This window comes from Streptomyces sp. LMG1-1-1.1 (assembly GCF_040815545.1).
Lineage (GTDB): Bacteria > Actinomycetota > Actinomycetes > Streptomycetales > Streptomycetaceae > Streptomyces.
In genome coordinates this window covers 100760-126611 of the sequence record NZ_JBFPNH010000076.1, presented here as the reverse complement: position 1 = coordinate 126611, position 25852 = coordinate 100760, and the positions used below count along the sequence as shown (strand labels likewise).

25 protein-coding genes are annotated in these 25852 nt (G+C 71.3%); 10 read left to right on the top strand and 15 right to left on the bottom strand.

Going from position 1 to position 25852, the window contains the following annotated elements:
* The first annotated feature begins 22 nt into the window (after positions 1-22).
* A complete protein-coding gene (locus tag MRBLMG1_RS34125; protein WP_367828026.1) occupies positions 23-1960 on the top strand; it encodes a multicopper oxidase family protein in 1938 nt (645 codons plus the stop codon).
* Positions 1961-2048: 88 nt separating this feature from the next.
* Here the strand turns inward: MRBLMG1_RS34125 and MRBLMG1_RS34120 are convergent, their stop codons facing one another.
* The 3 genes from MRBLMG1_RS34120 to MRBLMG1_RS34110 all read right to left on the bottom strand — a co-directional run bounded on the left by MRBLMG1_RS34120 (position 2049) and on the right by MRBLMG1_RS34110 (position 4033).
* Positions 2049-2450 (bottom strand): GNAT family N-acetyltransferase, encoded by a 402-nt coding sequence (locus tag MRBLMG1_RS34120; RefSeq protein ID WP_367828025.1) that lies wholly within the window; start codon positions 2448-2450, stop codon positions 2049-2051.
* Positions 2434-3705: an adenylosuccinate lyase gene (gene purB / locus MRBLMG1_RS34115; RefSeq protein WP_367828024.1), complete on the bottom strand. Its 1272-nt coding sequence runs from the start codon at positions 3703-3705 to the stop codon at positions 2434-2436. The genes MRBLMG1_RS34120 and purB overlap by 17 nt, the downstream gene beginning before the upstream one ends.
* Before the next feature lie 64 nt (positions 3706-3769).
* Positions 3770-4033, bottom strand: coding sequence for a hypothetical protein (locus MRBLMG1_RS34110; RefSeq protein ID WP_367828023.1), 264 nt, complete (start codon positions 4031-4033; stop codon positions 3770-3772).
* A gap of 248 nt (positions 4034-4281) precedes the next feature.
* Here MRBLMG1_RS34110 and MRBLMG1_RS34105 point away from each other — a divergent pair, with 248 nt between their 5' ends.
* Positions 4282-5463 carry a glycosyltransferase gene (locus tag MRBLMG1_RS34105; RefSeq protein WP_367828022.1) on the top strand — a complete coding sequence of 394 codons (1182 nt, stop codon included), beginning with the start codon at positions 4282-4284 and terminating at the stop codon, positions 5461-5463.
* A 204-nt stretch (positions 5464-5667) separates the two neighbouring features.
* Here MRBLMG1_RS34105 and MRBLMG1_RS34100 read toward each other — a convergent pair whose 3' ends face one another.
* Positions 5668-6741 carry a glycosyltransferase gene (locus MRBLMG1_RS34100; RefSeq protein WP_367828021.1) on the bottom strand — a complete coding sequence of 358 codons (1074 nt, stop codon included), beginning with the start codon at positions 6739-6741 and terminating at the stop codon, positions 5668-5670.
* A 78-nt stretch (positions 6742-6819) separates the two neighbouring features.
* Positions 6820-7689 carry a glucose-1-phosphate thymidylyltransferase RfbA gene (rfbA, locus tag MRBLMG1_RS34095; protein WP_367828020.1) on the bottom strand — a complete coding sequence of 290 codons (870 nt, stop codon included), beginning with the start codon at positions 7687-7689 and terminating at the stop codon, positions 6820-6822.
* A 206-nt stretch (positions 7690-7895) separates the two neighbouring features.
* On the opposite strand from rfbA, the gene MRBLMG1_RS34090 reads away from it, so the two are divergent.
* Positions 7896-8909 carry a Gfo/Idh/MocA family protein gene (locus tag MRBLMG1_RS34090; protein ID WP_367828019.1) on the top strand — a complete coding sequence of 338 codons (1014 nt, stop codon included), beginning with the start codon at positions 7896-7898 and terminating at the stop codon, positions 8907-8909.
* Positions 8910-8989: 80 nt separating this feature from the next.
* Here MRBLMG1_RS34090 and MRBLMG1_RS34085 read toward each other — a convergent pair whose 3' ends face one another.
* The 4 genes from MRBLMG1_RS34085 to MRBLMG1_RS34070 form a co-directional block, all read right to left on the bottom strand.
* Complete coding sequence (locus tag MRBLMG1_RS34085; protein ID WP_367828018.1) at positions 8990-9442, bottom strand: nitroreductase/quinone reductase family protein; 453 nt, start codon at positions 9440-9442, stop codon at positions 8990-8992.
* Between the two features lie 89 nt (positions 9443-9531).
* Positions 9532-10128, bottom strand: coding sequence for a dTDP-4-dehydrorhamnose 3,5-epimerase family protein (locus MRBLMG1_RS34080; RefSeq protein WP_367828017.1), 597 nt, complete (start codon positions 10126-10128; stop codon positions 9532-9534).
* Between the two features lie 18 nt (positions 10129-10146).
* On the bottom strand, positions 10147-10809 hold the full coding sequence (locus MRBLMG1_RS34075; protein WP_367828016.1) for a sulfotransferase family protein: 663 nt from the start codon (positions 10807-10809) through the stop codon (positions 10147-10149).
* A gap of 18 nt (positions 10810-10827) precedes the next feature.
* Positions 10828-11265 carry a carboxymuconolactone decarboxylase family protein gene (locus MRBLMG1_RS34070; RefSeq protein ID WP_367828015.1) on the bottom strand — a complete coding sequence of 146 codons (438 nt, stop codon included), beginning with the start codon at positions 11263-11265 and terminating at the stop codon, positions 10828-10830.
* Between the two features lie 187 nt (positions 11266-11452).
* Here MRBLMG1_RS34070 and MRBLMG1_RS34065 point away from each other — a divergent pair, with 187 nt between their 5' ends.
* The 6 genes from MRBLMG1_RS34065 (at position 11453) to MRBLMG1_RS34040 (ending at position 17726) form a co-directional block, all read left to right on the top strand.
* Positions 11453-12874, top strand: coding sequence for an amidase (locus tag MRBLMG1_RS34065; RefSeq protein WP_367828014.1), 1422 nt, complete (start codon positions 11453-11455; stop codon positions 12872-12874).
* Positions 12871-13098 (top strand): hypothetical protein, encoded by a 228-nt coding sequence (locus MRBLMG1_RS34060; protein WP_367828013.1) that lies wholly within the window; start codon positions 12871-12873, stop codon positions 13096-13098. Before MRBLMG1_RS34065 ends, MRBLMG1_RS34060 begins: the two co-directional genes overlap by 4 nt.
* Before the next feature lie 2 nt (positions 13099-13100).
* On the top strand, positions 13101-14603 hold the full coding sequence (locus tag MRBLMG1_RS34055) for a glutamine synthetase family protein (RefSeq protein WP_367828012.1): 1503 nt from the start codon (positions 13101-13103) through the stop codon (positions 14601-14603).
* A gap of 82 nt (positions 14604-14685) precedes the next feature.
* Positions 14686-15480, top strand: a complete 795-nt coding sequence (locus MRBLMG1_RS34050) for a DUF3050 domain-containing protein (protein WP_367828011.1) — start codon at positions 14686-14688, stop codon at positions 15478-15480.
* 30 nt (positions 15481-15510) lie between these two features.
* Entirely contained in the window at positions 15511-15846 is a 336-nt protein-coding gene (locus tag MRBLMG1_RS34045) for a 4Fe-4S dicluster-binding protein (protein WP_367828010.1), read from the top strand.
* On the top strand, positions 15843-17726 hold the full coding sequence (locus MRBLMG1_RS34040) for a hypothetical protein (RefSeq protein ID WP_367828009.1): 1884 nt from the start codon (positions 15843-15845) through the stop codon (positions 17724-17726). The genes MRBLMG1_RS34045 and MRBLMG1_RS34040 overlap by 4 nt, the downstream gene beginning before the upstream one ends.
* Before the next feature lie 74 nt (positions 17727-17800).
* Here the strand turns inward: MRBLMG1_RS34040 and MRBLMG1_RS34035 are convergent, their stop codons facing one another.
* From MRBLMG1_RS34035 to MRBLMG1_RS34010, 6 genes are all read right to left on the bottom strand, one after another.
* Positions 17801-18541 (bottom strand): antibiotic biosynthesis monooxygenase family protein, encoded by a 741-nt coding sequence (locus MRBLMG1_RS34035; RefSeq protein WP_367828008.1) that lies wholly within the window; start codon positions 18539-18541, stop codon positions 17801-17803.
* Positions 18542-18597: 56 nt separating this feature from the next.
* The gene (locus MRBLMG1_RS34030) at positions 18598-20055 is read right to left on the bottom strand and encodes an FAD-dependent monooxygenase (RefSeq protein WP_367828007.1); all 1458 of its coding nucleotides are present in this window, start codon (positions 20053-20055) and stop codon (positions 18598-18600) included.
* A 73-nt stretch (positions 20056-20128) separates the two neighbouring features.
* Positions 20129-21271 carry an FAD-dependent monooxygenase gene (locus MRBLMG1_RS34025; protein WP_367828006.1) on the bottom strand — a complete coding sequence of 381 codons (1143 nt, stop codon included), beginning with the start codon at positions 21269-21271 and terminating at the stop codon, positions 20129-20131.
* Positions 21268-22227, bottom strand: coding sequence for an aromatase/cyclase (locus MRBLMG1_RS34020; RefSeq protein ID WP_367828005.1), 960 nt, complete (start codon positions 22225-22227; stop codon positions 21268-21270). Before MRBLMG1_RS34020 ends, MRBLMG1_RS34025 begins: the two co-directional genes overlap by 4 nt.
* Before the next feature lie 27 nt (positions 22228-22254).
* Complete coding sequence (locus tag MRBLMG1_RS34015; RefSeq protein ID WP_367828004.1) at positions 22255-23727, bottom strand: FAD-dependent monooxygenase; 1473 nt, start codon at positions 23725-23727, stop codon at positions 22255-22257.
* 56 nt (positions 23728-23783) lie between these two features.
* Positions 23784-24812, bottom strand: a complete 1029-nt coding sequence (locus tag MRBLMG1_RS34010; RefSeq protein WP_367828003.1) for a methyltransferase — start codon at positions 24810-24812, stop codon at positions 23784-23786.
* 220 nt (positions 24813-25032) lie between these two features.
* Between MRBLMG1_RS34010 and MRBLMG1_RS34005 the strand changes: the two genes are divergently transcribed.
* A complete protein-coding gene (locus MRBLMG1_RS34005; RefSeq protein WP_367828002.1) occupies positions 25033-25818 on the top strand; it encodes an SDR family NAD(P)-dependent oxidoreductase in 786 nt (261 codons plus the stop codon).
* Positions 25819-25852 lie beyond the last annotated feature (34 nt).

Here is a 25852-nt window from a genome sequence, read left to right as displayed (position 1 = left end):
CGGACGTTCCTAGCTTCCCCGCATGGAACCGACACATCCCGAAGGAATCGACCTTCCCGGACCGAACCGGCGTACCGTGCTCCGCTACGGCTCCGCCGCCGGCCTGGCCGCCATGGTCGCCGCGGTCCCCGGCTTCGTCAGCCCGGGGGCCGCGGCCGTAGCCGCCCCCGGCGAGCCCGAACCGTCCGCGGACGGGCTGAAGCTGACCAAGTTCAAGGACCCGCTGCGCATACCGCCGGTGCTCCGCCCCCGCGAGCGCGGTGACCACGACGAGCTGACCGTGCGCATGCGCACCGCCGACGTCACCCTGCACTCCGAACTGCCGCCGGTGCCGATGTGGACGTACGAGGGCGTCTACCCGGGACCGACGATCGAGACGGTCAGCGGCCGGCCGCTGCGGGTCGCCTGGGAGAACCACCTGACCGGCGACATACCGGTGACCGCCGTCGACTTCGGCCAGGCCAAGGGCCCGATGGCCGAGCCGCTCTCCAACTACCCCGGCGCGGAGGGCTGCCAGGAGGTTCCCGGAGTGGCGGCGATGCCGCCGTGGGGCGCCGCGCACCTGCACGGCATGCTGACCGGCGGCGGCAACGACGGCTGGATGGAGAACCTGATCGGCCCCGGAGACGTCCAGCTGTCGGCGTATCCGAACGACCAGGCCGCCACGACGCTCTGGTACCACGACCACACCCACCACCTCAGCCGCTTCAGCGTGTACGCGGGGCTCACGGGCCTCTTCCTCTCGCGCAACGCGGAGGAGCGGGCGCTCGGGCTGCCCAAGGGCGCGCACGACGTGCCGCTGGTCCTCACCGACCGCAACTTCGCGACGGACGCGTCGGGCGCCCTCACCGGCCGGCTGCTCCACAAGGTGGAGATGGTCGGCGCGCAGCGGCTGATGCGCCCGCACGCCGCCCCGTACACCCTGGTCAACGGCGTGATCTGGCCCTATCTGGAGGTCGATCCGCGCTGGTATCGGTTCCGGATCGTCAACACGGCGAACTCCCGGATCTACCGGCTGATGCTCCTCGCGGACGGCCTGCCCGTGCCGGGCGCGTTCCAGGTGATCGGCACCGACCACGGCCTGATCGACCGGCCGATACCGGTCGACGGCCCGATCAACCTCTCCCCCGGCGAACGCGTCGACGTGCTCGTCGACTTCAGCGCCTTCCGCGGGAAGTCCCTGAAGCTGGTCAACACGCTCCAGGGCATCGCGCCCGGCGCCTCCGACAAGCGCAACGACCTCCTCGAACCGGACGTCATGCAGTTCCGCGTCGCCGACCGGAAGCCCGTCAGGAAGTTCACCCCGCCCGAGGTCCTCTCGCCCAGCTTCAAGCGGCTCACCCACGACGACCTGCCGCACGACCACGGGCACCGGTGGATCGTGACGGTCGGCCCCGGCACGGGGAACATGCCGGAACTCTGGGAGATGGAGGAGATCGACCCGGCGGGCCTGACCTTCCCGGCCGCCGGCGTCGTCCAGGTCCGCGACGCCGAGGGCGCCGTCACCACGCTGCGCAGGACGTCGATGGCGTACGACGACGGCAACACGATCACCACGGCGCACGGCGGCACCGAGATCTGGAAGTACCTCAACCTGACGGCCGCGCCCCACCCCATGCACATCCACCTGGCGCACTTCCAGGTGATGTCCCGGGAGAGCTACGACATCACCGGCTTCGACCGGATCGCCCGCGGCTCGGCCCGGCCGATCGCCTTCAAGGCGACGTCGGCCCTGGAACCGCACGAGCTCGGGGAGAAGGACGTCATCCGGGTCGGGACGGCGGGCCAGATCGTGCCGGGCCCGAACGGCACCCCGGGCGAACTGGTCACCGTGGCGGTCCGCTTCCCGGTCGTCGGCCGGGGCGTGCACCACTGCCACATGCTGGAGCACGAGCAGCACATGATGCGGCCCCTCGTGGTGACCCCGGCGGCCCATCTGCACGGCGGCGGCCACCACTAGGCGGCGGTTCGGCGGGCGCGGGGCCCGCCGCGGACATGCCGGTGCCCGCGCCGGGGGAAGGACGCGGGCACCGACGGACGGGGACGGCTCAGGGGTTCAGGACCCAGGCCGACTGGTGGGCGGTGAAGCCGATGTGCGGGTAGTACTCGGCCGCCGCGGGCGCCGACAGCAGGACGATCTTGGCCGTCGGCGCCTCCTTGCGGGTCGCGTCGATGAGCTCGCGGCCGATGCCCGAGCGCTGGTGGTCGCGGACGACGGCGATGTCGGACAGGTAGGTCACGTAGGAGAAGTCCGAGATGCTGCGGGCGATGCCCACGAGCTCACCGTCGACGCGGCAGGTGACGACCAGGTTCGCGTTGCGCACCATGGCCGCCATGCGCTCGGTCTCCTCGATCGGCCGGCGCTCGCCGAGGCCCGACTCCCGGTAGACCCGCAGAACGTCCCCGAGGTCGAGGTCGGGGCCGTTCTCCCGCTCAATGCTCCAGCTCACGAAGGTTCTCCAACCGCTTGTAGATGACGTCGTGGTGTACCAGGTAGCGCTCGGGCCCGACGGGATCGGCGTCGATCCCCTCGGTCCTGAGCAGGGTGAAGAAGTCCTCGCCGTTCGCGGCGTCCTGGATCATGCGGTAGGTCTTCTCCCGCTCGCTGCCGCTCTCCAGGAGGTCGGCGAGGACGGCGGAGCTGTACGCGAGACCGTTGGTCTGGTCGATCGCGGACCGCATCCGGTCCGGGAACACCTGGAGGTCCCGGACGAGGTCGGCCGCCGCGGTCACCTGGTAGTGCGCGATGGTGAACGCGTCGGGCAGGACGACCCGTTCGACGGACGAGTGGGACAGGTCGCGCTCGTGCCACAGCGCCACGTTCTCCAGCATCGTCCCGGCGTATCCGCGCAGCAGCCGGGCGAGGCCGGAGAGCCGCTCGCTGGTCGTCGGGTTCCGCTTGTGGGGCATGGCGCTCGACCCCTGGTAGGCAGCCGTACGGGGCTCCTCCACCTCGCGGACCTCGCTGCGGGACAGCAGCCGGACCTCGACGGCGATCTGCTCGACGCAGGCGCCGAGGGTCGCGATCGCCTGGACGAGCTGGGCGTGCCGGTCGCGGGCCACGACCTGGCTGGGCGCCGGCTCCACGCCGAGGCCGAGCGCCTCGCACACGTGCTGCTCGACGAAGGGGTCGATCAGCGCGTACGTCCCGACGGAGCCGGAGATCGTGCCCACCGCGACCTGCTCCCGCGCGTCCACGAGACGCCGGATCGACCGGTCGACCGCGAAGGCGAAGCCGGCGATCTTGTGGCCGAAGGTGGTGGGTTCGGCGTGCATGCCGTGGGTACGCCCGATGCACGCCGTGTCCCAGTGCTCGACCGCCTTGTCGACCAGCACTCCGCGCAGCCGCTCCGCCGCGCCGATCAGGAGGTCGCAGGCCCGGGCCAGGGTGTGCCCGAGCGCCGTGTCCACCAGGTCGTAGCTCGTCATCCCGAGGTGCACCCAGCGGGCGGAGTCGTCCGGCAGGTCCTCGCAGAACGCGGACAGGAAGGAGAGGATCTCGTGGTCCCGCTCCCGCTCCAGCTCCGCGACGCGCGCCGCCGCCGGCACCCGGGCCCGCCGGATGTCCTCCAGGGCTGCCTCGGGAACCCGCCCGAGCAGCGCCTGGGCCTCCGAGGCGAGCACCTCGACCTCGGCCCAGGTGGTGTAGCGGGCCTGGTCGGACCAGAGCTCCGCCATCTCGGGCAATGCATAACGAGCGATCACGACCGTGTACCTCCTTAGGAATGGCCGCGGGCCCGCCGGTGGCGACGGCGCGGCGCACCGGATTTCAGGCGACCTTGCGGACGATCTCCACGACGCCGGAGTCCACGAGGGTCCGGATGTCGGCGTCGCCGCCGGCGAGGGCCAGGTCCATGTCGTGGAGGCGCTCGACGATGGAGTGGACGACCTTCTCCGTGTGGGTCTCCTCGGTGCCCTCCCAGATCAGGTCCGGGAATACGGTCAGATACACCTTGTCGTTGCCCTGCGTGTAGATGTTGACTTCCATGATGTCCCGGAGAGCCATTCGGGCGTTGTAGATCAGCGTGTTCATGGGGCCACCGACTTTCTGTATCCGCTTTTTAAGAGGCTTTCTCGCCTGCACGTCCTGACCATATGGTGGTCAGGACCCGGTGCGGCGGCAACAGGGTCGAGTGTTCACCGTGTTCAACTGCGCGGAATCCGCAATCGAACGCTCTCGCCTTCGATAAGGATGTTTGACAGGAAAAGCGCGCGCTGTGGAACATCGGTGCTGTTCACAAATACGTCAGGCCGCGTCTCACGAAAAGCATCCGGAGTGCCATGAAAATCCTGTTCATCACCACGGGCAGCCAGGCCACCTTCTACGCCGCCGCACCGCTGGCGACGGCCGCACGGAACGCGGGACACCAGGTCATGCTGGCCGCCCACGAACCGTGGGTGGATACCGCGGAGGCCATCGGAATTCCCACGTTCTGCTACACGGTCGACCCGATCCGGCACTTCATGCGGATCACGAACCCCGGCAAGGGTCTGCGGTTCCCCCGCGAGCTCGGTGACGAGGAGATGTTCGGTCAGGGCCGCGGCTTCGCCCGCATGGGTCTGGCCGGCGTCGAGTCCCTCCTCGAACTGTCGAAGGACTGGACCCCCGACGTCATCGTCGGCAGCTCGCAGAGCTACGCGGCGATGCTGCTCGCCGCGCACCTCAAGGTCCCGTACGTCCGCCAGGTCGAGTACCTGGGCATCCCGCTCACCGGCATCGACCCGGGTGCGGAGGCGGAGCTGCGGCCCGAGCTGGAGCGCCTGGGCGTGGACGGGCTGCTCAAGCCCGACCTGCTCCTCGACTCCACCCCGCCGTCGCTGCGGCCGTCGCACGACCCCACGGCCCAGCCGATCCGCTGGATCCCCAGCAACCCGCAGCGCCGCCTGGAGCGCTGGATGTACACGAAGCCCGAGGGCCGTCGTCGTGTGCTCGTCACCTCGGGCTTCCGCAGCCTGATGTTCCGCGACCCGGGCTGGTCCATGCCGCTGCTGGTCAGCGAGCTGAACAAGCTGGGTGCCGAGGTGCTCATCGCCGCCTCCCCCGGTGCCGCCGAGCGCTTCGGCGGGCAGCTGGGCGACGCCCGCGTCGGCTGGATCCCGATGGACGTCGCCGCGTCCACCTGCGACCTGGCGGTCCACCACGGTGGCGCGACCACGGCCACGACCCTGATGGCCAACGGCGTGCCGCAGCTGATCATCCCGGAGAACCCCCCGGAGTTCCCCCCGAACTACCACCGGGAGTCGATCGCCAAGGCGATCACCGGTTTCGGCGCCGGCAAGACGCTGTGGCCGGTGCAGGAGCAGCCCGACCAGGCGCCCGGCGCGACGATCGCGGCCGCCTGCAAGGAGCTCCTGGAGAACCCGAGCTACACCGAGCGGACGCAGTTCCTCGCCAAGGAGATCTCGACGCTGCCGACGCCCGCCGAGATCGTGCCCAAGCTGGAGGCCCTCGTCTCCCGCTAAGACCGCCGCCCGGCGGACGCGCATCGCCCCGGGACCACGGAGAGCCCCTCTCCACGGTCCCGGGGCGATGCGCGTGCCCGCGCGTGCCCGCGCAGGGAGTCAGGGGGTACGCGGAAGGGGAGTCCGGGGTACGCGGAGGGCCGGACGGAGGTACGCGGAAGGGCCGGACGGTCGTGAGACCGGCCGGCCCTTTCCGTGGTGCGGTCAGGCGGCGACGAGCGCTTCGAGGTCGCGGAGGACCTCGCCGGGGGTCGGCAGCGAGGCGGACTCCGCGGCGAGGAGCCGGGTCCGCTCGGCGTAGCCGGGGTCCGAGAGGATCGTCCGGCACGCCTCGGCGATCACCTCGTCGGCGTCGCGTCCGGCGAGGCGGTGCTTGTCGACCATGAGGGCGGCGCCGAAGCCCGCCACCGACTCCGCGACGGCCTTGCCGTACCCGTTGTCGGGGATGATCACCTGCGGCACGCCCGCGTTGATCAGCGTCATCGCGGTGGTCGCGCCGCCGTGGTGGACCGCCAGGTCGCAGGTGGGGGCGACCACGTCGAGGGGCAGCCAGCCGATGCGTACGTCGCCGAGCTCGGCACCGTACTTCTCGGCGGCTTCGGGGAGCGCCGCGATGAGCACCTCGGCGCCGGTCCCGGTCAGCTCGTCGACCAGCTTCCGCAGCGAGCTGCCGGGGGTGTCGAGCATGAGGTTGCGGGTGCCGGCGGTGATGAGCACGCGGCGGCGGCCCTCGGGCTTCGTGTACATCCACGGTTCGAGGCGTCGCTGGCTGACCCGGGGGACCCAGCGCATCGACCGCGCGGCGGGGGCGCCCTCGGGGCGGACGGACGGCGGGCAGAGGTCGATGAAGAGGTCGGGGTCGGGCAGTGCGGCCAGGCCCAGGCGCTCCAGCTCCGGCTGGAGTTCGGCCACGGCGGTGCGGTCGCGGCGGGCCATCGGGGCGATGTGCCAGATGTGGCGGACGTAGGGGACCTTCAGCTGTGCGGCGAGCAGCCGCGGGACGTGCGAGAGGCCGCCGACGACCAGGTCGGGCGTCCAGGACCCGGCGAGCTCCAGGAGGGCGTCGAGGCGGACGGCGGCGGTCATGGCCTCCTGGCCGTACCGCATGCGCTCGGGGGTGATGCAGACGGCGGGGAGGCCGACGGAGGCCGCGGCCGCCATCAGCGGCTCGTCGGCGGCGAGGAGGATCTCGTGGCCCGCGTTCCGCGCGGCCGAGGCGAGGGGGGCGACGCCGAAGACGGCCGCCTGGCTGCCACCGACGGTGAACAGTATTTTCATGGAGGTCGAACCTCTTCCGTGAGAATGCGGATCAGTTGGTTCCGGGGCCCGTCCGGTCTCTTCCGGGCCCTTTCGGGGTCAGCCCGCCTCGGCCATTTCCATGATGTAGCGGCCGTAGGACGACTTCGCGAGGCGGCTGCCCAGTCGGTAACAGGTCTCGCGGTCGATGTAGCCCATGCGCCAGGCGATCTCCTCGAGGCAGGCGATGCGCACGCCCTGCCGGTGTTCGAGGACCTGGACGTAGTCGCCGGCCTCCATGAGCGCGTCGTGGGTCCCGGTGTCGAGCCACACGAAGCCGCGGCCGAGCGGGATCAGCGTGGCCTCGCCCCGCTCCAGGTAGACGCGGTTGAGGTCGGTGATCTCCAGCTCGCCGCGCTCCGACGGCTTGAGCTCCCGGGCGATGTCCACGACCTGGTTGTCGTAGAGGTAGAGCCCGGTGATGGCCAGGTTGGTCTGCGGCTTGGCGGGCTTCTCCTCCAGGGCGATCAGCCGTCCCTGGGCGTCGAGCGTGCCGACGCCGTACCGCTCGGGGTCGCGCACCGGGTAGCCGAAGAGGACGCAGCCCTCCAGGTCCTGCGAGGCGCGCTGGAGCATGGGGCCGAACTCGTAGCCGTGGAAGATGTTGTCGCCGAGGACCAGGGCGACGGAGTCGTCGCCGATGTGGTCGGCGGAGACGAGGAACGCGTCGGCGAGCCCGCGCGGCTTGTCCTGCTCCGCGTAGGTCAGGTTGATGCCGAGCCAGGAGCCGTCGCCGAGCAGCCGGCGGAACATCTCCTGGTCCTCGGGGGTCGTGATGATCTCGATGTCGGTGATCCCCGCCAGCATCAGCGCCGACAGCGGGTAGTAAATCATCGGCTTGTCGTAGACCGGGAGCATTTGCTTTGATACACCGAGGGTGATCGGATGGAGCCTCGTACCATTGCCGCCGGCCAGGATGATGCCCTTCACCGTGGCGCCTCCTCAATCTATTCGGTGCCAATTTGGCGGATGCCCGCACTTTATATCGGGAGAACGCACAGCCGAAAGACACCTCACTCGGGGCCGGGAAGAGTCAATACCGGTGGCATTGACGAACAATGCGCCGCTTCTCCATGCTGACCTCATCCCGGTTCAGGCACGCGAATTCCTCTTGTCGTTTAGGTGGATCTGTGAAAATGGAAGCTCTGACACCCGTTCAGGAATCCGATCGGAAGCCCGGCGTCGGCATCGGCATCATCGGGTGCGCCGACATCGCCGTGCGGCGGGCCCTCCCGGCGATCCAGGCGTCGCCGTTCCACCTGGTGGCGGTCGCGAGCCGTTCCCGGGAGAAGGCCGAGAGCGTCGCGGCCCCGTTCGGCTGCGAGGCCGTCGAGGGGTACGAGCGGCTGCTCGAACAGCCCGGCGTCGACGCCGTCTACATCCCGCTGCCCAACAGCGAGCACGCCGAGTGGGCGCGCCGGGCGCTGAAGGCGGGCAAGCACGTCCTGATCGAGAAGCCGGCGGTCTCCACCGAGGAGACGGCGCGGGAGCTCGTGGCGCTCGCCGAGGAGCGCGGACTGCTCGTCATGGAGAACTTCGCGTTCCTCCGGCACCCCCAGCACGATCTGGCGCGGTCCCTGCTCGCCGACGGGTCCATCGGCGAACTCCGGTCCTTCAACGGCGTGTTCGGCATTCCGCCGACCGACCCGAACGGGATCAAGTACCAGGCGGAGCTCGGCGGCGGGTCGCTGTGGGAGGTCGGCTGCTACCCGGTGCGCGCGGCCCAGGAGTACCTGGGCGCCGCGCCGACGGTGCTGGGGGCCGGCCTGGAGTTCGCCCCGGAGCTCGGTGTGGACGTGTCGGGCGTGGCGCTGCTGCGCGACGACGCCGGCGTCACCGCGAACTGTTCCTTCGGCCTGTCGCACAGCTACCGGTCGACGTACGACCTCTGGGGCACCGAGGGGCGGCTGACCCTGGAGTGGGCGTTCACCCCGTCGCGGGACGCCCGTCCCGTGCTGGTGCTGGAGCAGCGGGACCGGGTGACCCGGATCGCGGCGCCGGCCTCGGACCAGTTCCTCGGGGTGCTCTCGACGTTCCACGACGCCGTCGTCGATCCGGCGGCGCGCGCGGCGCACCACCAGGACCTCGTGCGGCAGGCCGAGTTGATGGCCCGGATCCGCGCGCACGCCTCGGCCGTCGCCGCTCGCTGAGCGGCCGGCGGGGCCGGAGGACGAAAGAACGGCAGTCGGTGTCCGCGGACACCGACTGCCGTTCTTTCGTGCGGGCGGTCCTACCTGGGGGTGATCTTGACGATCGGGTACTGCCGCTCGGACTTGCTCTGGTACTTGATCATCCGGGGCTGCGCGGTGGAGATGAGCTTCCACGCGGCCTCCCGCTCCTCGCCCGTGAGCTTGACGGGCGTGACCTTCACCGGCGCGCTGCCGGGCAGTTCGACCGTCGCCCGCTCCGGGTTGGCCATCAGGTTGGTGTACCAGTCCGGGTTCTGGGTGCCGCCGCCGGAGGCGATGCTCAGCCAGGCGTCCTTGCCGTCACCGAACCAGGCCACCGGGGTCACCCGCGGCTGGCCGCTGCGGCTGCCGACCGTGTTGAGGATGAGCACGTCCATGCCCATGAACGTGGCCTTGCCATCGCGAACCTTGCGGATCATCCGGGCATTCATCCGCTTCTGCATCCACCGGGAGAACGCCCCGGGCGTACCCGGCTTGCGCTTGGTCTCCGCCATCTCCACCTCCACACATTTCCCGCGCCTCACGGCGCGATATCAAATCCGAATTCTTGCGTTCATCCGCCGCGCCCGCTACCCGAATCCGTTCAGAGGGCGAGAAAGGGGCGCGGCAGGCACTGCTCGTAGGTCGGCAGCAGGCCGGCGGCCGCGGCCTCGGCCAGGGTGGGGGCCACCGCGTCCTTGTCCGAACGGATGGGGGGTTCCGTCAGGTCCCACGGCAGTGCCAGTTCCGGATCGAGCGCGTCGACGTCGATCATCGTCCCGGGCACGTACTCCTGCGAGCAGAGGTAGCTCATGCACGTGTCGTCGGTGAGGGCGAGGAAGGCGTGGCCGACCCCGTCCGGCAGGTAGACCGCCGTTCCCGACTCCGGGCTCTGATAGGTGACGTCGTAGTGGCCGAACGTCGGTGAGCCGACGCGGAGGTCGACGGCGATGTCGAGCGCGCTCCCCCGGACACACGTGACGAACTTCGCCTGGCCGGGCGGGACCTTGGTGCCGTGGATGCCGCGGAGGGTGTTCCGCTTCGACACCGAGTAGTTGACCTGGCGGACCGAGAACTCCCAGCCGCCGGCCTCCAGCAGGGCGCTGGTCTTCACCGACTCGAAGAAGTACCCGCGCCGGTCGCTCAGCGGCTCGGGTTCGACGCGGTACGCGCCGGGGACCGACATTTCCGTGATCAACACCGCTTGCTCCTCGCTGACTCAGCCGGCGGAGACCGGGCCGGCTCCGGCCGCCGCGGCGATCCGCTGCCGCATGGCCGCGGAGTCGTTGGCGTGCGGGAACTCCTCCTGGGGGACGTCGACACCGAGGAAGGCGCACAACGGCTCCCACCCCTGCTTCACGTCGTAGACGAGGACGTTGTCCGCGCCCAGGACGCGCACGACCTCCTCGTTGTGGCGGTGGTACGCCGCGATGGCGTGGTCCTTGTCCTCGAACCGGCCGTCGAAGACGCCGTCCCACACCATCGTGCGGGTGACGTTCAGCAGCCGCGCCTGCCGGGAGCCGGGCTCCGGCGGGTGCTCGGCGCTCTTGAGCACGAACTGGTAGAGCGTGTCGTACGTGCTCTTGTACCAGCCCTCGGCGTCGCGCACCGTGAGGATGACCTTGGCCTCGGGGAAGGCCTCGCTGATCTGCCGGTAGTAGACCGCGCAGGGTCCGTCCACCGCGGAGGTGTACCCCTCGTACAGGGCCGGCCAGTCGGCGGCCTCGCCGCCGCAGACGATCTTCTCCCACTGTTCGAGCCGCCGCTCGTCGCCGACGATGTCGAACATGTGGAAGCAGGGGCCGAGACCGAGCCGGTCCAGGGCCACCTGCAGGGACGTCGTGCCGGTCCTGCCGAGACCGGCGTTGATGAGCTTCAGCACGGTGCCGTGTCCCCTTCCTCAGCGAAAGGCCGCGGGTTCCTGGCGGGTGGCCACGTTCACGCGGTTCCAGAAGTTGACCAGGCCGATGTGCATGACGATGGCACCGAGCTGCTCGTCGTTGTAGTACTTGGCGGACTCCTCCCAGACCTCGTCCGGCGCCATGTCCACCGGGTCCGTCATCAGGGTGACGGCCTCGGCCATCGCGAGGGCGGAGCGCTCGGCGTCGTCGAAGACGGTCTGGTTGCGCCAGTCGGACACCTTGGCCAGGCGCTTGTCCGCCTTGTCCGCGATGTCCTCAAGGGTGTAGACGCGGCCGTTGATCTCGCTGACCAGCAGCCGGACCAGGTCGAGGGTCGTCTGCGGCACGCCGACGTTGCCGATGACCTCGGTCAGGTCGAGCAGGGGCTGCAGGGCGCCGGGAACGACCAGCGAAGGGTTGTCCATCCGTGGACTCATCGGGTCTTCTCCTGTGCGATTAAGTAGCGTGTGAGTGCGTGTCAGTACGTTGAATTACCTCGGAAACATGCTGCTCTCCGGCCTTCCCCTTCGCAAGAAATCCCGTTCAAGTGCGGAATGCAGCAGATGCAACGCCGAGACAATCCGTAAGTTGCCAGGAATTCAGACGATGACTTGTAGTGGTCTCGTGTCAGAGTCCACCGCAACGAAGAGCAGGCAGCCGATCTGCCACGGCATTCAGGAAACACGCCAATTACTTCTCGAAGGTCGTTCCACGGTCGTCGGGCACGTCGAGGACGTGCTCGGCGCCATCCGCGGGACGGACCCGGAGCTCGGTGCGTACGTCGAGGTGGCCGAGGCCCGTGCGCTGCGGGAGGCCGCGGCGGCCGACCTGCTGGTCGCCCGGCTCGGCCCGGCCGCCTTCCGCGGCAGGCCGCTGCTCGGCGTCACCGTGTCGGTGAAGGACCTCATCCAGACCGAGGAACTCCCCACCCGGCGCGGGTCGTTGCTGCCCAACCACCGTACCGCCGCCGACGCGCCCTCCGTGGCGCGGCTGCGCGCGGCGGGCGCGATCGTGGTGGGGAAGACGACGACCTCGGAGTACGGGTGGAGCGCCAGCACCGTCGGACGGCTCGGCTCCGCCACCCGTAACCCCTGGGCGCTCGACCGGACGGCCGGCGGTTCCAGCGGCGGTTCGGCGGCCGCGGTCGCGGCCGGACTGTGCACCGCCTCGCTCGGCACCGACGGTGCCGGGTCGGTGCGCATTCCCGCCGCGTTCTGCGGTGTCGTCGGCTTCAAGCCGTCGTACGGGCGGATCCCGTACGTGCCGGCGTGCGCCGAACGGCTCTCCCATGTCGGGCCGCTGGCGCGGAGCGTGGCGGACGCCGCCGAGATGATGGCGGTGCTCGCGGGGCCCGACCCCCGCGACCCCGACTCGGGGGCCGCGCCGCCCGCCGCCCCGGCGGCGCTCGGCCCGCTGCGCGTGGGCTGGATCGAGTTCCCCGGGACGTCGGGGCCGGTCCGCGACGTCACCGAGGGCGTCCTGCCGGTCCTCGCGGCGCTCGGGCACCGCGTCGAGCGGATCGAGGTCCCGTTCCCCGACCCGTACGGCGCCCTGGTCGACATCCTCGCCGCCGCGGACGCGCACGGCACGGCGACGCAGGACGAACCCTGGTGCGACGAGGGCCGGTTGGCGGTCGTGCGGTACGGGCGGTCGCTGACCGGCGCCGCCGTGGCGCGCGCCGAGGCGGCCCGGCTCGCCCTGCGGACCCGGCTCGCCTCGGTGATGGAGACGTACGACCTGCTCGTCATGGCGACCGTGCCGATCGAGGCGTTCGCCGCCGAGGCCATCGCCCCGGCGTGGGCCGCGGACCCCGCGGACCTGCGGTGGCTGGCCTGGGCCCCGGCCGCGTACCCCTTCAACCTCACCGGTCAGCCCGCTCTGTCGCTGCCCGTCGGCCTCACGCCGGCCGGGCTGCCGGTCGGGCTCCAACTCGTGGGCCGCGTCGGCGACGACGGCCTCGTCCTCTCGGCCGCCGGCCTCCTGGAGACCGCGCTCGGCCTCACCCTGACTCCCCCCGGCAGCACGACGGAAGGAAGACGACCATGACGCCCAGGACGCTCGACGACGACCTCATGATCTCCGCCGCCGCACTCTTCGGCACGGCGCTCGCCGCGCTCCCGAAGGACGTCGGGCGCTCTTCCGCCGTCCCCGTCGCCGGGCCCGCGGCCCCGGCCGACGACGACCTCTTCGCCCTCTCGGCCGCCGGGCTCCTGTCGACGGCGCTCGGCCTCACCCTGACCCGTCCCGGCGTCACAGCGAAAGGCAACTGATCATGGTTTCGAGATCGTGGTCCCGGATCGGCGGCGAGAGCGGCGTCGGACGCCCCTCGTTCGTGGCCGAGTTCGGGCTCTGGGACGACCGGCAGGCCGCGGCGGCCGAGCAGGTCGAGCTCCAGCTGGCCGACGTCGACCTCGTCCGGGTCGTGTTCTGCGACCCGCACGGCCTGGCCCGTTCCAAGACGGTGCCGGCGGACGTCTTCCGCTCGGTGCTGCGCAACGGCATGGACTTCAGCGCCGGGCCGTTCCTCTTCGACACCGGCCACGCGGTCGCCGTCGAGTTCCTCGCCGACGCGGGCGTGGGCGTCGGCGAACTGCTCGGTGCGGGCGACTTCGTCCTCGTCCCCGACCCGCGCACCTTCCAGGTGCTGCCCAGGGAGGGGGCCAGGACCGCCTGGGTGCTCGGCGACGAGTACCTGCGCGACGGCACCCCGCACCCGCTCTCCGCCCGGAACGTGCTGCGCCGGGTCTGCGCCGCGTACGAACGCGAGGACCTCGCGCCCGTCATCGGGCTCGAACTGGAGTGGTACCTCACGAAGTTGACCGGAGGCCCGGTCGGGAACGCCGGCAACGGCTTCGGCCTCCAGGGCGCGGCGCCCGAGGTGGCGGCCGTGAACCCCGGCTACCAGTTCAACCTCGACAGCGCCTACGACTCGGTCGCCGACATCGCCGACCCGCTCGCCGCGATGCTCGTCCGGCTCGGCCTGCCGCTGCGGTCGTTCGAGCACGAGTCGGGCCCCGGGCAGCTGGAGACGACGTTCAACCCGATGCTGGCGCTCGACGCCGCCGACGCGATGCTGCTGCTCCGCACCCAGCTCAAGCAGGAGTGCCGGCGGCGCGGCCACCACGCCTCGTTCATGACCCTGCCGCGCCTGGAGGGCTTCGACCCCAGCGGCTGGCACCTCCACCAGTCGGTGAGCAGCACCAAGACCGACGTCAACCTGTTCGCCGAGGGCGACGGCCTCCAGGACGCCATCTCCGCCGAGGGCCAGGCCTACATCGGCGGCCTGCTGTCCCGGGCCCGCGAGTTCTGCCTGCTGTCCGTGCCGACCGTGAACGGGTACCGGCGGCTCTCCCCCGAGTTCGCCCTCGCCCCGACCTCCGTCGACTGGCGGTTCGAGGACCGCAGCGCCATGGTCCGGGTCCTCAGCGGCGGCAGCTCGACCCACGTCGAGAACCGCGTCGGCGAGCCCTGCGCGAACCCGTACCTCGCCATCGCCTCCCAGCTGCACGCGGGCCTGGAAGGGATGCTCTCCGGCGTGCCCGCCGACCGCGTCCCGCGGCCCCCGTTGCCCAGGTCCCTCCCCGAGGCCGTCGAGGCCTTCCGCGCGAGCGAGAGTGCCGAACGGCTGCTCGGCGCGCCTCTCAAGGAGTGCCTGGCGAAGCTCAAGGACAGCGAGGCCGCCCGCTTCGAGGCCTGGTGCGCCGGCGAACTCCCCGGCGGCCCCGCGGCCGAGGTCACCGAATGGGAGCACCGCGAGTACTTCGGCGCCTACTGACCGGCCGCCCCCGGACACCCCGCACGCCCGACCCGCACGCCCGCACGCCCGGCATCCGATCCCCATCCGAAGGAGAAACACCATGTCGCGTTACGAATGGAATGGCACCAACCCGGCCATCGAGACGCTCAAGGGCGCCATCGAGCCGGCCCGCCGGAAGGTCCTGAGCCACCCGATCTACCACCAGCTGGACTCGGTGGACGCGGTCGTCACCTTCATGGAGCACCACGTCTTCGCGGTGTGGGACTTCATGTCCCTGCTCAAGTCCCTCCAGCGGCAGCTGACGTGCGTCGAGGTGCCGTGGCTGCCGTCGGCCTCCACCGGCAGCCGCCGCCTCATCAACGACATCGTCCTCGTCGAGGAGAGCGACGAGCTCGGCGAGGGCTTCATCAGCCACTTCGAGCTGTACGTGGACGGCATGCGGCAGGCGGGCGCCGACACCACGCGCATCGACGCCTTCATCGGGCTGCTGCGCGCGGGCCGTCCCGTCCCGGCCGCCCTCGACGAGGCGGGCGTGCCGCGTTCGGTGGCCGAGTTCGTGGGCACGACCTGGGACTTCATCGACCACGCGCCGGTGCACTGCCAGGCCGCGGCCTTCGCCTTCGGCCGCGAGGACCTGATCCCGGACATGTTCGACCAGGTGGCCGCGCTCGACGCCGGCCACGGCACGCTGTCCACCTTCGTGGACTACCTCCGCCGCCACATCCAGGTGGACGCCGAGGAGCACACCCCGATGGCCATGCAGATGCTGGCCGACCTGTGCGGCGACGACGCCGCCAAGTGGGCCGCCTGCGAGGACACCATCGACCGCGCGCTCGCGGCCCGGACCCGCCTGTGGGACGGCATCTCCGACGCGATCACCGCGAACACCCGCTGAGGGTACGACTCTTGTGAGGGGAGCACATTCATGGCGAGGGTGAAGGACACTCCTTCCGTCACCACCACCGGACGCGCCGAGCGGATCGCTTCGCGGACCCGGGACGAGAACTGGAAGAAGGCTCCGCGTCGCATCGAGACGTCGGAGTGCATCACGTGCGACACGTGCCTGCGGAGCTGCCCGTCCGAGTTCGGGGCGATCTTCGACGACGGTCTCAACGTCGTCATCGTGCCCGAGCTCTGCTCCGGCTGCCCCGTGTGCGTGATGGTCTGCCCCGTCGACTGCATCTACGTGGACGAGGACTGGACCGCGACCGAGGCCCGCATGTGGGAGCACGTCGACCTGACCGCGGGAGGGACGGCATGACCTTCCCCACCGAGCGGGACGGCACGCTCCCCCGCCGGGCGGCGCTCGCGAAGGCGCGGCAGAGCCGCCGGCCGAGCCGGCTCGGCCGGGCGGCCGGGGCCGCGGACGAACCGGACTACAAGGTGCCGGAGGACGCCGGGTTCCCGGCGCTGCTGCGGCAGACGTGGCAGCGGGCGGTCGACGCCCCCGACCTGGCCACGGCCGTCGACACCCTGCTCACGCTCGCCGGGCACGTCCCGGCGGACATCCAGCTGCGGGCGCTGCCCGTGGCGGACGAGACCGCGCTGAAGGTGCTCGTCGGCCGGTCGTGGCGGGACGACGGCCGGGCCGCCGAGCGGTCCGGGGACGCGGCGACCGCGTTCCTCGGCGAGATCGGCCTCGACCGGAGCGGCCGGCTGGTCGTCCGGGTCCCGTCGAAGGGCCCGCTGGGCGGCGAGGTCCAGCTGGTCGACGGCGTCCTGCGGGTGCCGTGGACCGCCGAGGACCTCGCGGACTACCAGGTCGAGCTGGCCCTGGCCGACGAGCGGTGGCACGCCTCGGTCGCCGACTGCCGCCAGTACCTGCTCGCGGCGGGCTCGGACGGCCGCCGCGAACTGCTCGACGACCTCACGGAGGCGGCCCTGCGGACCGCGCCGTTCATCCTGTACGCGGGTGAGCGGCAGTACACCAACTTCCGTGACCGGAACACCCTGACGGGCAAGACGCTGCGGCCTGGGCACCCCGACTGCGCGCTGAGCACCCTGGCCGCGGTTCCGCTGGAACTGTGGTCGGACAGCGACGTGCTGCTCGTCGTCTGCCTGACGCTCCTCGTCCGCTCGTCCGGGTACGGCCGGATCGAGGAGGCCAACGGGACGCAGCTCACGCTCGACCACGTGGCGCTCCTCTTCGAGCGGACGCGGACCGCGTACAACGCGGCCGACACCACGCTGCCCCCGGTGCCGGCCCCGGCCTCGCACGGGGTGGCCGCGCTCGGCGCGCTCGCCGACGCGCTGGCCGCCCGGCGCCGGGAGCTCATGGGGAAGGTCCGGCTCTACCGGGAGATCTACGGCCCGCTCATGCACAAGATCGAGCGGGTGGCCGGACCCGTCAAGGACGACGCGGAGCAGCTGGAGGCCGCGCTCTGCGCGCGGGTGCGGGAGCGGCTGCCGGTCGGCGGCTCCACGCTGGCCGAGCTGACCGCGGAGCTGGCGGCGGCGCCCGGCTGGCTGGCCGAGCCGCACGGGGAGTTCGGCTCGGGCCTGGAGTCCCTGGTGTACGAGACCGTGCGGGCGGCGACGGCGGTCTTCGACGCCGACTTCGCGATGAGCCGCGGGATGCGTTCGCTGCCGGCGCTGATCGAGGCGCTGCGCGCGGAGGAGTTCCCGAAGATCGCCGCGTGGGAGATCCCGCACTTCTTCTGCTGCGTCGTGCCGTCGCCGGAGTCCCGTCGGCTGTTCGGCGGCTCCGCGTCGCATCTGGCGGACACCGCGTGGGCCATCTCCTCGCGGATGCAGTACAACTCGTGGCACTTCCTCGTCGGGAACCTGCCGAAGGTGCCCGAGATCGCGGCCCGGGACCACTTCGTGCCGCCGGCGATCCCGGACATCGCGTACTACTCCGACCAGCACCACAACGGCCATGTCGCGGCCAAGGTGCGGTTCACCGTGCGCAGTCCGCAGGCCGTGGAGGTGCTGGGCCGGAGGTTCAACGGGTTCATGGACCTGCGGCTGCTGCGCTGCGAGGGGCTGCCGTTCGACGAGCAGGACCTCCTCGCGGCGGACCGGGTGTCCGCGTTCATCGCGCGGGCGACGAGCCTGGCGGCGGCGCTGGTCGCCGGCGGCGCGCACATCGAGGTCGCGTCGTTCGACTCCCAGTGGCACTGGGACAAGATCGCCGCTTAGCGCGGAAGCACCGGAAACCACGTGGGGCCCCTGGCGAAAGCCAGGGGCCCCACGTGGTTGCGGCGTCTCGGGGGTCAGACGGTCGCGGGCTCCGCGGACCGGGTGTGGACGGCGCGGTAGCTGTTCCAGTCGATGCTGGTGATCAGCGAGTACTGCTTGCTCTGGAAGGCGCTGCGGGCGGCGGACCAGTCGGCCTCGGCCTGGTTGCGGTGGGTGTCGTACGCCTTCTTGTCGGCCCACTGGGAGTAGACGATGACGAAGTCGTTGTCGGTGCCGACGGTCGCCAGGGTGCCCTCGCCGCCGTCCAGGTTCCGGGAGCGGATGCCGCGCAGCACGCTCTGCGAGCGGTAGCCGGGGACGTCCACGAGCCAGTCGTGGGCGGCGCCGAGGGTCTTGACCAGGGCGCCCTGCTGGGCGGGCTTCACGCCGAGGATCTCGACGACGGTGTAGTCGTCGCGCTCCGGGGAGACCTCGGTGGCGTCACCGAGCTCGGGGTGGCGCTGGGTGAACTCCACCTCGTTCTGCATGAGGCGCACGTAGGTGGTGATCTCGCGGAAGACCGGGACGGTGTGGTGCTTGAACTCGCTGTCGTTGTAGCGGGACTCCAGGTCGTCCATGCCGCGCCACTGGATGAAGTTGAGGGTGCCCGGGTTCTGCTCGCCGCGGTGCACGGTGCTGGAGATCCAGCCCGGGTAGGCCGCGACGTCGACGATCTTCTTCATCTCCGTGACCAGCGTGTCCACGCGGTCGCGGGAGTCGGTCTTGAACAGGTTGAGGACGGTCAGGTGCCCGGCCTCGGGGCTGATGATCGGCATGGTGGCTCCTTGGGTAAGAAGGGGGGACGCCCCGCGGCGCGGGGCGTCGGGGTGTCCTAGCGGGCGTCGCCGGGCGCGCCGAACCAGCGGTTCAGGGCGTCCGTGAGGCCGGCGGCCCCGTCGGTGGCGATCCAGGCGGTGTAGCCGTCGGGGCGGACGAGGACCGCGTCGACGTCCGCGAGCGCGCCCTCGGGGCGGGAGGCCGCGGTGACGACGTCGACCCGGTCGCTCCACGGACCGGCCGCGGCGGCCGTGGCGGCGTCGCCGCTCAGGTCGAACAGGACGGCACGCCCGCCGTGCAGGGCCCGGTACGCGGTCGTCTCGCCGGCCGGGCCGGTGAGGGCGAAGTCCGGCAGGCGGCGGCCGAGCAGCGGGTGCTCGCCGGCGCCGGCGTCGTACGTGATGTCGAGGCCGGTGACCATGCCGACGAGGTGCTTGCGGACGTCGTCGTAGGCGAGGAGCTCGGCGAAGACGGCCCGCATCGGGTCCATCTCGGGGCCGCCGAGGTACAGGCTGCGCTGGGTGAGCGTGTTGGCCAGGATGCGGGCCGCGACGGTGTGCCGCTCGGTGTGGTACGTGTCGAGCAGGCCCTCCGGGGCGGTGCCCTTGATCTCGGCGGCGAGCTTCCAGCCGAGGTTGACGGCGTCGCCGAGGCCCGCGCTGATGCCCTGCGCGCCGATCGGCATGTGGGTGTGCGCCGCGTCGCCGGCGAGGAAGACCCGGCCCTTGCGGTACTGGGCGGCCTGGCGGCTGGAGTCGGTGAAGTAGCTGAGCCACACCGGCTTGCCGGTGCTGATGTCGTCGCCGGTGACGCGCTTGAAGGCGTCCGCCACCTGCTCGAAGGTGGGCGGCTCGGTGGTCGGGCGGACGCCCGCGCCGCGCTCGAAGACCACGACGCGCGTGGTGTTGGGGCCGACGGGGAGGACGACGACCATGCCCGCGTCGCCGAGCTCGCCGGTGGGGCGGAGCCGCACCTGGACGTCGGTGACGTCGGCCATCAGCATCTCGATGGTGGCCTCGTGGCCGGGGAAGTCGATGCCGGCGAGCTTGCGGACGACGCTGCGCCCGCCGTCGGCGCCGACCGCGTGACGGGCGCGCAGGGTGCGCGGGCCGTCCGGGGTGTCAGCGGTGACCTCGACGCCGTCGGCGCCCTCGGTGACCCCGGTGACCTCCCAGCCGCGGCGGATGTCCGCGCCCAGGCCGGCCGACCACTTGTGGATGATGGCCTCGGTGAGGGCCTGCGGCACGCCGCGGACGCCGAAGTTGCCGCCGGGTATGACGGTGTAGTCGAGCGGCATGCCGCCGAAGTGGCCGAACGGGATGACGCCCATGTCGCCGAACGCGCCGAGGAGTCCGCGCTGGTCGAACTCCTCCATGGTGCGGGCCGAGAAGCCGAGTGCGCGCGACTGGCGCATGGGCTCGGTGAGCCGCTCCAGTACGACGGCGTCGACACCCGCGAGGCGCAGTTCGCCCGCGAGCATGAGCCCGGTGGGGCCCGCTCCCACGATGATCACGTCAGTGTCAAAGTCCTGCGCTGTCACTGTCTTTCCCTGCCTTCCATGCGTATCCGTACTTCCCGTGTGTTCTTCAGATCCAGTGGTCGAGGTTGCTCGCCCTCGCCGTCAGGTGGGCGCGGACCCGGTCGAGGCCGATCAGTTCGGAGAGCACCGTGCGCAGCGGCTCGATCCCGGGGCCGTCGAGCATCAGCTGTTCCTGGGCCGCGACGTGCTGGAGCACCCGTGCGCCGACGGGGTGCCGGGTGTCGTGGTAGGTGTCGAGGGTCTCGGGCGCGGCGCCGTCGTGGACGGCGGCGGCGAGCCGGGGGCCCAGGTCGACGGCGTCCTGGAGCCCGGTGTTGAGGGCCTGGCCGCCGACGGGCGGGTGCCAGTGGGCGGCGTCGCCGGCGAGGAGGATCCGGCCGTGGCGGTAGGTGTCGGCTTGTCCCTTGGCGTTGTCGAAGGCGTCGAGCCAGACGGGGGTGCCGGTGGAGATGTCCTCTCCGGTCACCCGCCGCCAGGCGTGGACGACCTCGTCGAAGGCGGGCGGTCCGGAGCGTGCGGCGGGTCGCGTGCCGAACGCGTGGACCATGACGCGGGTGACGCCGTCGCGGGTCGCCGCGACCGCGAAGCCGCCGGGGAGGCGTTCGAACCGGCGGTCGCGGACGGTCAGGCCCGTGACGTCGGCCCGGAGGAGTTCCTTGGTCGCCGGTGTGGAGGTGGCGGGGATGCCGGCGAGGCGACGGACGGTGCTGGGGGACCCGTCGCAGCCCACCACGTACGCGGCGCGCAGCGTCAGGGGCCCGTCGGATCCCTGGACGCCGCAGCGGACGTGGCCCTTCTCCTCGGTGAGGGTGGTGAGTTCGTGGCCGCGGAGCACGGTCGCGCCGAGCTCCGCCGCGCGCTCGCCGAGGGCGGCCTCGGTGCGGTACTGGGGCACCTTCCAGTTGCCCCCGTACGCGCTGTCGACCGGGGTGAGCGCGAACCCGAGCCCGCCGAAGTGGGTGCGCGGCTCGTGCGCGGCCCCGGCGAGCAGCGCGTCGAAGCCGCGCTCGTGGAGGAGTTCGGCGGTGCGCGTGCTGAGCTGGCTGGCCCGCGACTCGGTCATCGGCCGGGCCAGCCGCTCCACCACGACCGTCTCGACCCGGGCCCGCCTCAGCTCGCAGGCCAGCAGGAGCCCGACGGGGCCCGCGCCGACGACGACGACCCGCGCGTCCGCCCGGGGCGGTCTCACTGCGCCGTGCGCCCGCCGCCGACGCCCTCGGCGTACGCCTTGGCGAGGCGCAGGGTGGCGAGGCTGTTGCCGCTGAGCGCGGTCTGGACGTACTCCCGCGCGGTCTGGACGGTGACGCCCTCGCCGAGCACGGTGGTGATGTTGTCGGTGTTGATCCGCACGGTGTGGCGCGAGGTCACGGTGACGCCGCCGCCCGGGCGGTCCTCGATGAGCCAGCGGCCGGTGTGCAGGGTCATGAGCGCGGGCAGGACGATCTGCTTGTACACGATGGTCGTGGCGCTCTTGCAGACGCGGACGGACTTGGTGGTGTGGGTGGAGCCGTCCTTGGTGCGGGTGTCCATCTCCAGGATCTGGAGGCCGGGCTCGTCCTCGTCGAGGGTGACCCGGGCGACGTGCGGGAGCCGCTCGCGCCAGAACTGGGCGTCGTTGAGGAACTCGTAGACGTCCTTGCCGCTGCCCTCGACGGTGACGGTGTCGTCGAAGACGAGGAGGTCGTCGGGGCCGGCGGCCTCGGCGCTCGCCTTCAGGGCCTGGAGCTCCGAGGCGCTGTTGCGGTCGACGGCCTGGCTGATCCAGTCGAGGTCGGCGGGGTCGTCGGTGGCCGCGTGGAAGTCGTGCAGCAGGCGGACCCGGCAGGAGTCGGCGGTGACGGGCTCCACGATCCAGGCGCCGCCCATGCCGCCGACGGGGTGCTGCGAGCGCTCCTGGCGGAACGTCACGCTCTGCTTCGCCGCGTCGTGGACGCGGCGGGAGGTCCAGGTCTTGGCGGTGCCGTTGGCGGTCGCCCAGAGCCGGATGAGCTCGTCGTCGCCGTCCCGCTCGACGACCTCGGCGTGCACGGTCGGGGGGAAGGTCTCCGGCCACCGGGTGACGTCCGCGATCAGTGCGTACACCAGTTCGGCGGGGGCGGAGACGGTGATCTCGTGTTCCGTTTCACGTACCGCGTTCTCGGTCACGTTTCTTCTCCTCTCGGTAAGGGGCCTCTAGCGGGCGTCGCCGAACCAGCGGCGCAGGGCGGCCTGGAGGTCGCCGCCGTCGGGGGCGGTCCAGGCGATGTAGCCGTCGGGGCGGACGAGGACCGATTCGGTCGGGGCGCCGGCCTCCTCGGGTCCCGCGGGGAAGCCCGTCACCCGGACCACGTCGACGCGGTCGGACCAGCCGGCGGCGGTCTTCGCCGCCGCGCCGGTGGCGTCCGCGGTGATGAGGACGCCGCGGGCGGCGTGCAGCAGCCGGGCGGTCCGGTCGTGCCCGCCGTCGGCGAGCTCCAGCTCGCGGTCGGCGAGGCGGGTGCCGAGCAGCGGGTGCGCCGCGTCCTCGGCGCCGGTCGCGTACCGGATGTCGAAGCCGCTGACCATGCCGGACAGGTGCCGGGCCACCGGCCGGAGCGCGACGAGCTCGGCCATGACGGCCCGCATCGGCTCGACCGACCTGCCCGTGAGGTTGAGCGTCCCCTGGGCGAGGGTGTTGCGCAGGAGCCGGGCCCCCACCGGGTGGCGTTCGGCGTGGTACGTGTCGAGCAGGTCGTCGGGGGCGGTGCCCTTGACGGTCGCGGCCAGCTTCCAGCCGAGGTTGAAGGCGTCCTGGACGCCGACGCTCAGCCCCTGCCCGCCGGCCGGCAGGTGGATGTGGGCGGCGTCGCCGGCCAGCAGCACGCGGCCGCGCCGGTACTCGGTGGCCTGGCGGGTGGCGTCGGTGAAGGCGCTCACCCAGCGGGTCTCGCCGTGGTGGATGGAGTCGCCGGTGAGGCGCTGCCAGGCGTCCGCGACCTGCGGGAAGGTCACCTCGCGGCCGCGGTCGGGCGACGCCCCGTTCTCGCAGACGATGATGCGGGTGTAGCCCTCTTCGAGCGGAGCGGCCATGACCATGCCGTTGGGGCGCAGTTCGCCGATCATGCGGGGCTTGATGTCGCAGCCGCGCACGTCGGCCAGGTACATCTCGCGGGTGGCGTCGGAGCCCGCGAACTCGAAGCCCGCCTGGCGCCGGACGGTGCTCCGTCCGCCGTCGCAGCCCACCAGGTAGCGGGCGGAGTGCTCCTCGAAGCCCTCCGGTCCGCGCACGGTGACGGTGATGCCGTCCTCGTCCTCGGTGAAGCCGGTGAACTCGTAGCCGCGGCGCAGGTCGGCGCCGAGCTCGACGGCCCGGTTCTCGAGCATCTCCTCGATCTTGTACTGGGGTGCGCCGCGCACGCCGAAGTGCGAGCCTTCGAGCACCCCGTAGTCGATGGGGAGGCCGCCGAAGTGGCCCTGCCGGGTGACCTCGATGTTCTCCAGGCGTTCGAGGATCCCGCGCTGGTGGAACATCTCGGTGGCGCGTGCGGTGAAGCCGATGCCGCGCGACTCCCAGCTCCGCTCCCCCCGCTGTTCGAAGACGACGACGTCGGCGCCGCCGAGGCGGAGTTCGGCCGCGAGCGTCAGTCCCGCGGGCCCCGCACCGATCACGATCACATCGGTTTCCATGTTTTCCTGTCCTGAGCCTCGACCTCTGCGATGGGGGGAAGCGGCGGTGCGCGGAATCAGACCGCGATCGCCTCGATGATGGAGATCGGCGCGCTGGTGGGGACGGCGCGGGTGACCTGGAAGCCGGCCTTCGCGAACAGCTCGGTGTACTCGGCGAGCGTGCGGTCCTGGGCGCCCAGCATCAGCATCAGCCAGAGGTCGATGGTGTGGCCGAGGTGGTTCTCGTTGTTCTCGGGGAGCACGTACTCGATGACGAGCAGCTTGCCGCCGGGGGCGATCGCCTCGCGCGCGTTGCGCAGGGCGGTCACGGCGTCCTCCTCGGAGAAGTCGTGGATGATGTGCTTGAAGACGTAGGCGTCGGCGCCCGACGGCAGCTTGTCGAGGTAGCCGCCGTGCTCGATGGTGAAGCGGTCCGCGACGCCGGCCTCCTCGAAGAGCGACTGCGAGTCGACGGTGGCGACCTCGGAGTCGTACAGCACGCCCTTGGTGTCCGGGGCCTGCTGGAGGATGCCCGCGAGGAGGTTGCCGCGGCCGGCGATGACGTCGACGACGGTGCCGAACTGGGTGAAGTCGTAGGCGTCCAGGATGGGACCGGTCTCCGAGAGGGAGAGGCCGCCGAAGGCCTGGAAGAAGACGTTCGCGTACTCGGGGGTGGCGTGGAAGAAGTCGAGCGCGCCCATGCCGCGCAGCTTCGGAAGGTTGGGCTCGCCGGTCTCGACGGTGGTGGCGAGGTGGCCCCACTCCTCGTGCAGGAGCGGGTGGCTCATCAGGACGGCGAAGCCGCGCATCGAGTCCGGGGCGTCCTCGCGGAGCTTGTCGGAGAGCGGGGTGTTCTCGTAGCGGCCGTCCGCGCCGACGGCGAAGACGCCGTGGCCGGCGAGCGCGCGCAGGATGCGGTGGGTCGCCTTGGCGTCGGCGCCGACGCGCCCGGCGATGTCGCCGGCGGACAGCGGCCCGTCGGCGAGGACGTCCGCGACACCGAGCTTGGCCGCGACGGAAATGGCCTGGGTAATGACGGCACCCTGGATCAGGTTGAGCAGGGCGTACGAGTCGGACTGGTCGCGGACCTCGGTCTTTTCGGACATGACTTTCCTTCCGGAGCGCCTATTTCGTGGATTTCCCGACGATAGGTCGGCGCTTCTCGGGCCCGCAACCAGACACTTTTGAAATTGTTGACTCGAACGTTCAACCGGAGAATCTGTGCGGTTGAACGGCGAGTGACCTCCACCGCTCCTCGACCGGGATTCGGGCCCTCCTTGTCAGATTGTCACGGCCCCACATACATCCCGAGAAGGAGCAGGCGGAATGGCCGACAACGGACAGCAGGTAGCGCTGATCACCGGCGGGACGAGCGGCATCGGCCTGGCCGTCGCCGAGAACCTCGCGAGCCAGGGGCACAAGGTCTTCCTCTGCTCGCGGAGCGAGGAGAACGTCCGGGAGACGGTCGCCAAGCTCCGGGCCGCCGGTCACGACGCCGACGGCCTGGCCGCCGACGTCCGCAAGCCCGCCGACGTCGAGCGCCTCGTCGACGAGGTCGTCGAGCGGTACGGCCGGGTCGACATCCTGGTCAACAACGCCGGCCGCAGCGGCGGCGGCGAGACCGCCGAGATCGCCGACGAGCTCTGGTACGACGTCATCGACACCAACCTGAACAGCGTCTTCCTGATGACGCGCGCGGTCCTGAAGAAGGGTGACCCGGTCGGGCGCGGATGGGGTCGCATCATCAACATCGCCTCCACGGGCGGTAAGCAGGGTGTCGTGCTCGGCGCCCCCTACTCGGCGTCCAAGCACGGTGTCATCGGTTTCACCAAGGCGCTCGGCCTGGAACTCGCGAAGACCGGTGTCACGGTCAACGCCGTCTGCCCCGGCTACGTCGAGACCCCGATGGCGCAGCGGGTCCGCCAGGGCTACGCGGCGCACTTCGAGACGTCCGAGGCGGAGATCCTGGAGCGCTTCGAGGCGAAGATCCCGCTGGGCCGCTACTCCACCGCCGAGGAGGTGGCCGGCCTCGTCTCGTACCTCGTCTCCGACGCGGCGGCCCCCGTCACCGCGCAGGCCATGAACGTCTGCGGCGGCCTCGGCAACTACTGATCGCGCCGACGGACACGAGCACGGACACATCGAG

Bases quoted from the DNA above. Each gene is read 5' to 3' on its own strand.
- MRBLMG1_RS34100 (WP_367828021.1), bottom strand. From the start codon at position 6,741: ATGAAAATACTGTTCACCGTCGGTGGCAGCCAGGCGGCCGTCTTCGGC.
- MRBLMG1_RS34060 (WP_367828013.1), top strand. From the start codon at position 12,871: ATGACGCCCAGGACGCTCGACGACGACCTCATGATCTCCGCCGCCGCA.
- MRBLMG1_RS34105 (WP_367828022.1), top strand. From the start codon at position 4,282: ATGAAAATCCTGTTCATCACCACGGGCAGCCAGGCCACCTTCTACGCC.
- MRBLMG1_RS34015 (WP_367828004.1), bottom strand. From the start codon at position 23,727: ATGGAAACCGATGTGATCGTGATCGGTGCGGGGCCCGCGGGACTGACG.
- MRBLMG1_RS34125 (WP_367828026.1), top strand. From the start codon at position 23: ATGGAACCGACACATCCCGAAGGAATCGACCTTCCCGGACCGAACCGG.
- MRBLMG1_RS34050 (WP_367828011.1), top strand. From the start codon at position 14,686: ATGTCGCGTTACGAATGGAATGGCACCAACCCGGCCATCGAGACGCTC.
- MRBLMG1_RS34045 (WP_367828010.1), top strand. From the start codon at position 15,511: ATGGCGAGGGTGAAGGACACTCCTTCCGTCACCACCACCGGACGCGCC.
- MRBLMG1_RS34090 (WP_367828019.1), top strand. From the start codon at position 7,896: ATGGAAGCTCTGACACCCGTTCAGGAATCCGATCGGAAGCCCGGCGTC.
- MRBLMG1_RS34005 (WP_367828002.1), top strand. From the start codon at position 25,033: ATGGCCGACAACGGACAGCAGGTAGCGCTGATCACCGGCGGGACGAGC.
- MRBLMG1_RS34055 (WP_367828012.1), top strand. From the start codon at position 13,101: ATGGTTTCGAGATCGTGGTCCCGGATCGGCGGCGAGAGCGGCGTCGGA.
- MRBLMG1_RS34010 (WP_367828003.1), bottom strand. From the start codon at position 24,812: ATGTCCGAAAAGACCGAGGTCCGCGACCAGTCCGACTCGTACGCCCTG.
- MRBLMG1_RS34070 (WP_367828015.1), bottom strand. From the start codon at position 11,265: ATGAGTCCACGGATGGACAACCCTTCGCTGGTCGTTCCCGGCGCCCTG.
- MRBLMG1_RS34040 (WP_367828009.1), top strand. From the start codon at position 15,843: ATGACCTTCCCCACCGAGCGGGACGGCACGCTCCCCCGCCGGGCGGCG.
- MRBLMG1_RS34085 (WP_367828018.1), bottom strand. From the start codon at position 9,442: ATGGCGGAGACCAAGCGCAAGCCGGGTACGCCCGGGGCGTTCTCCCGG.
- MRBLMG1_RS34110 (WP_367828023.1), bottom strand. From the start codon at position 4,033: ATGAACACGCTGATCTACAACGCCCGAATGGCTCTCCGGGACATCATG.
- MRBLMG1_RS34035 (WP_367828008.1), bottom strand. From the start codon at position 18,541: ATGCCGATCATCAGCCCCGAGGCCGGGCACCTGACCGTCCTCAACCTG.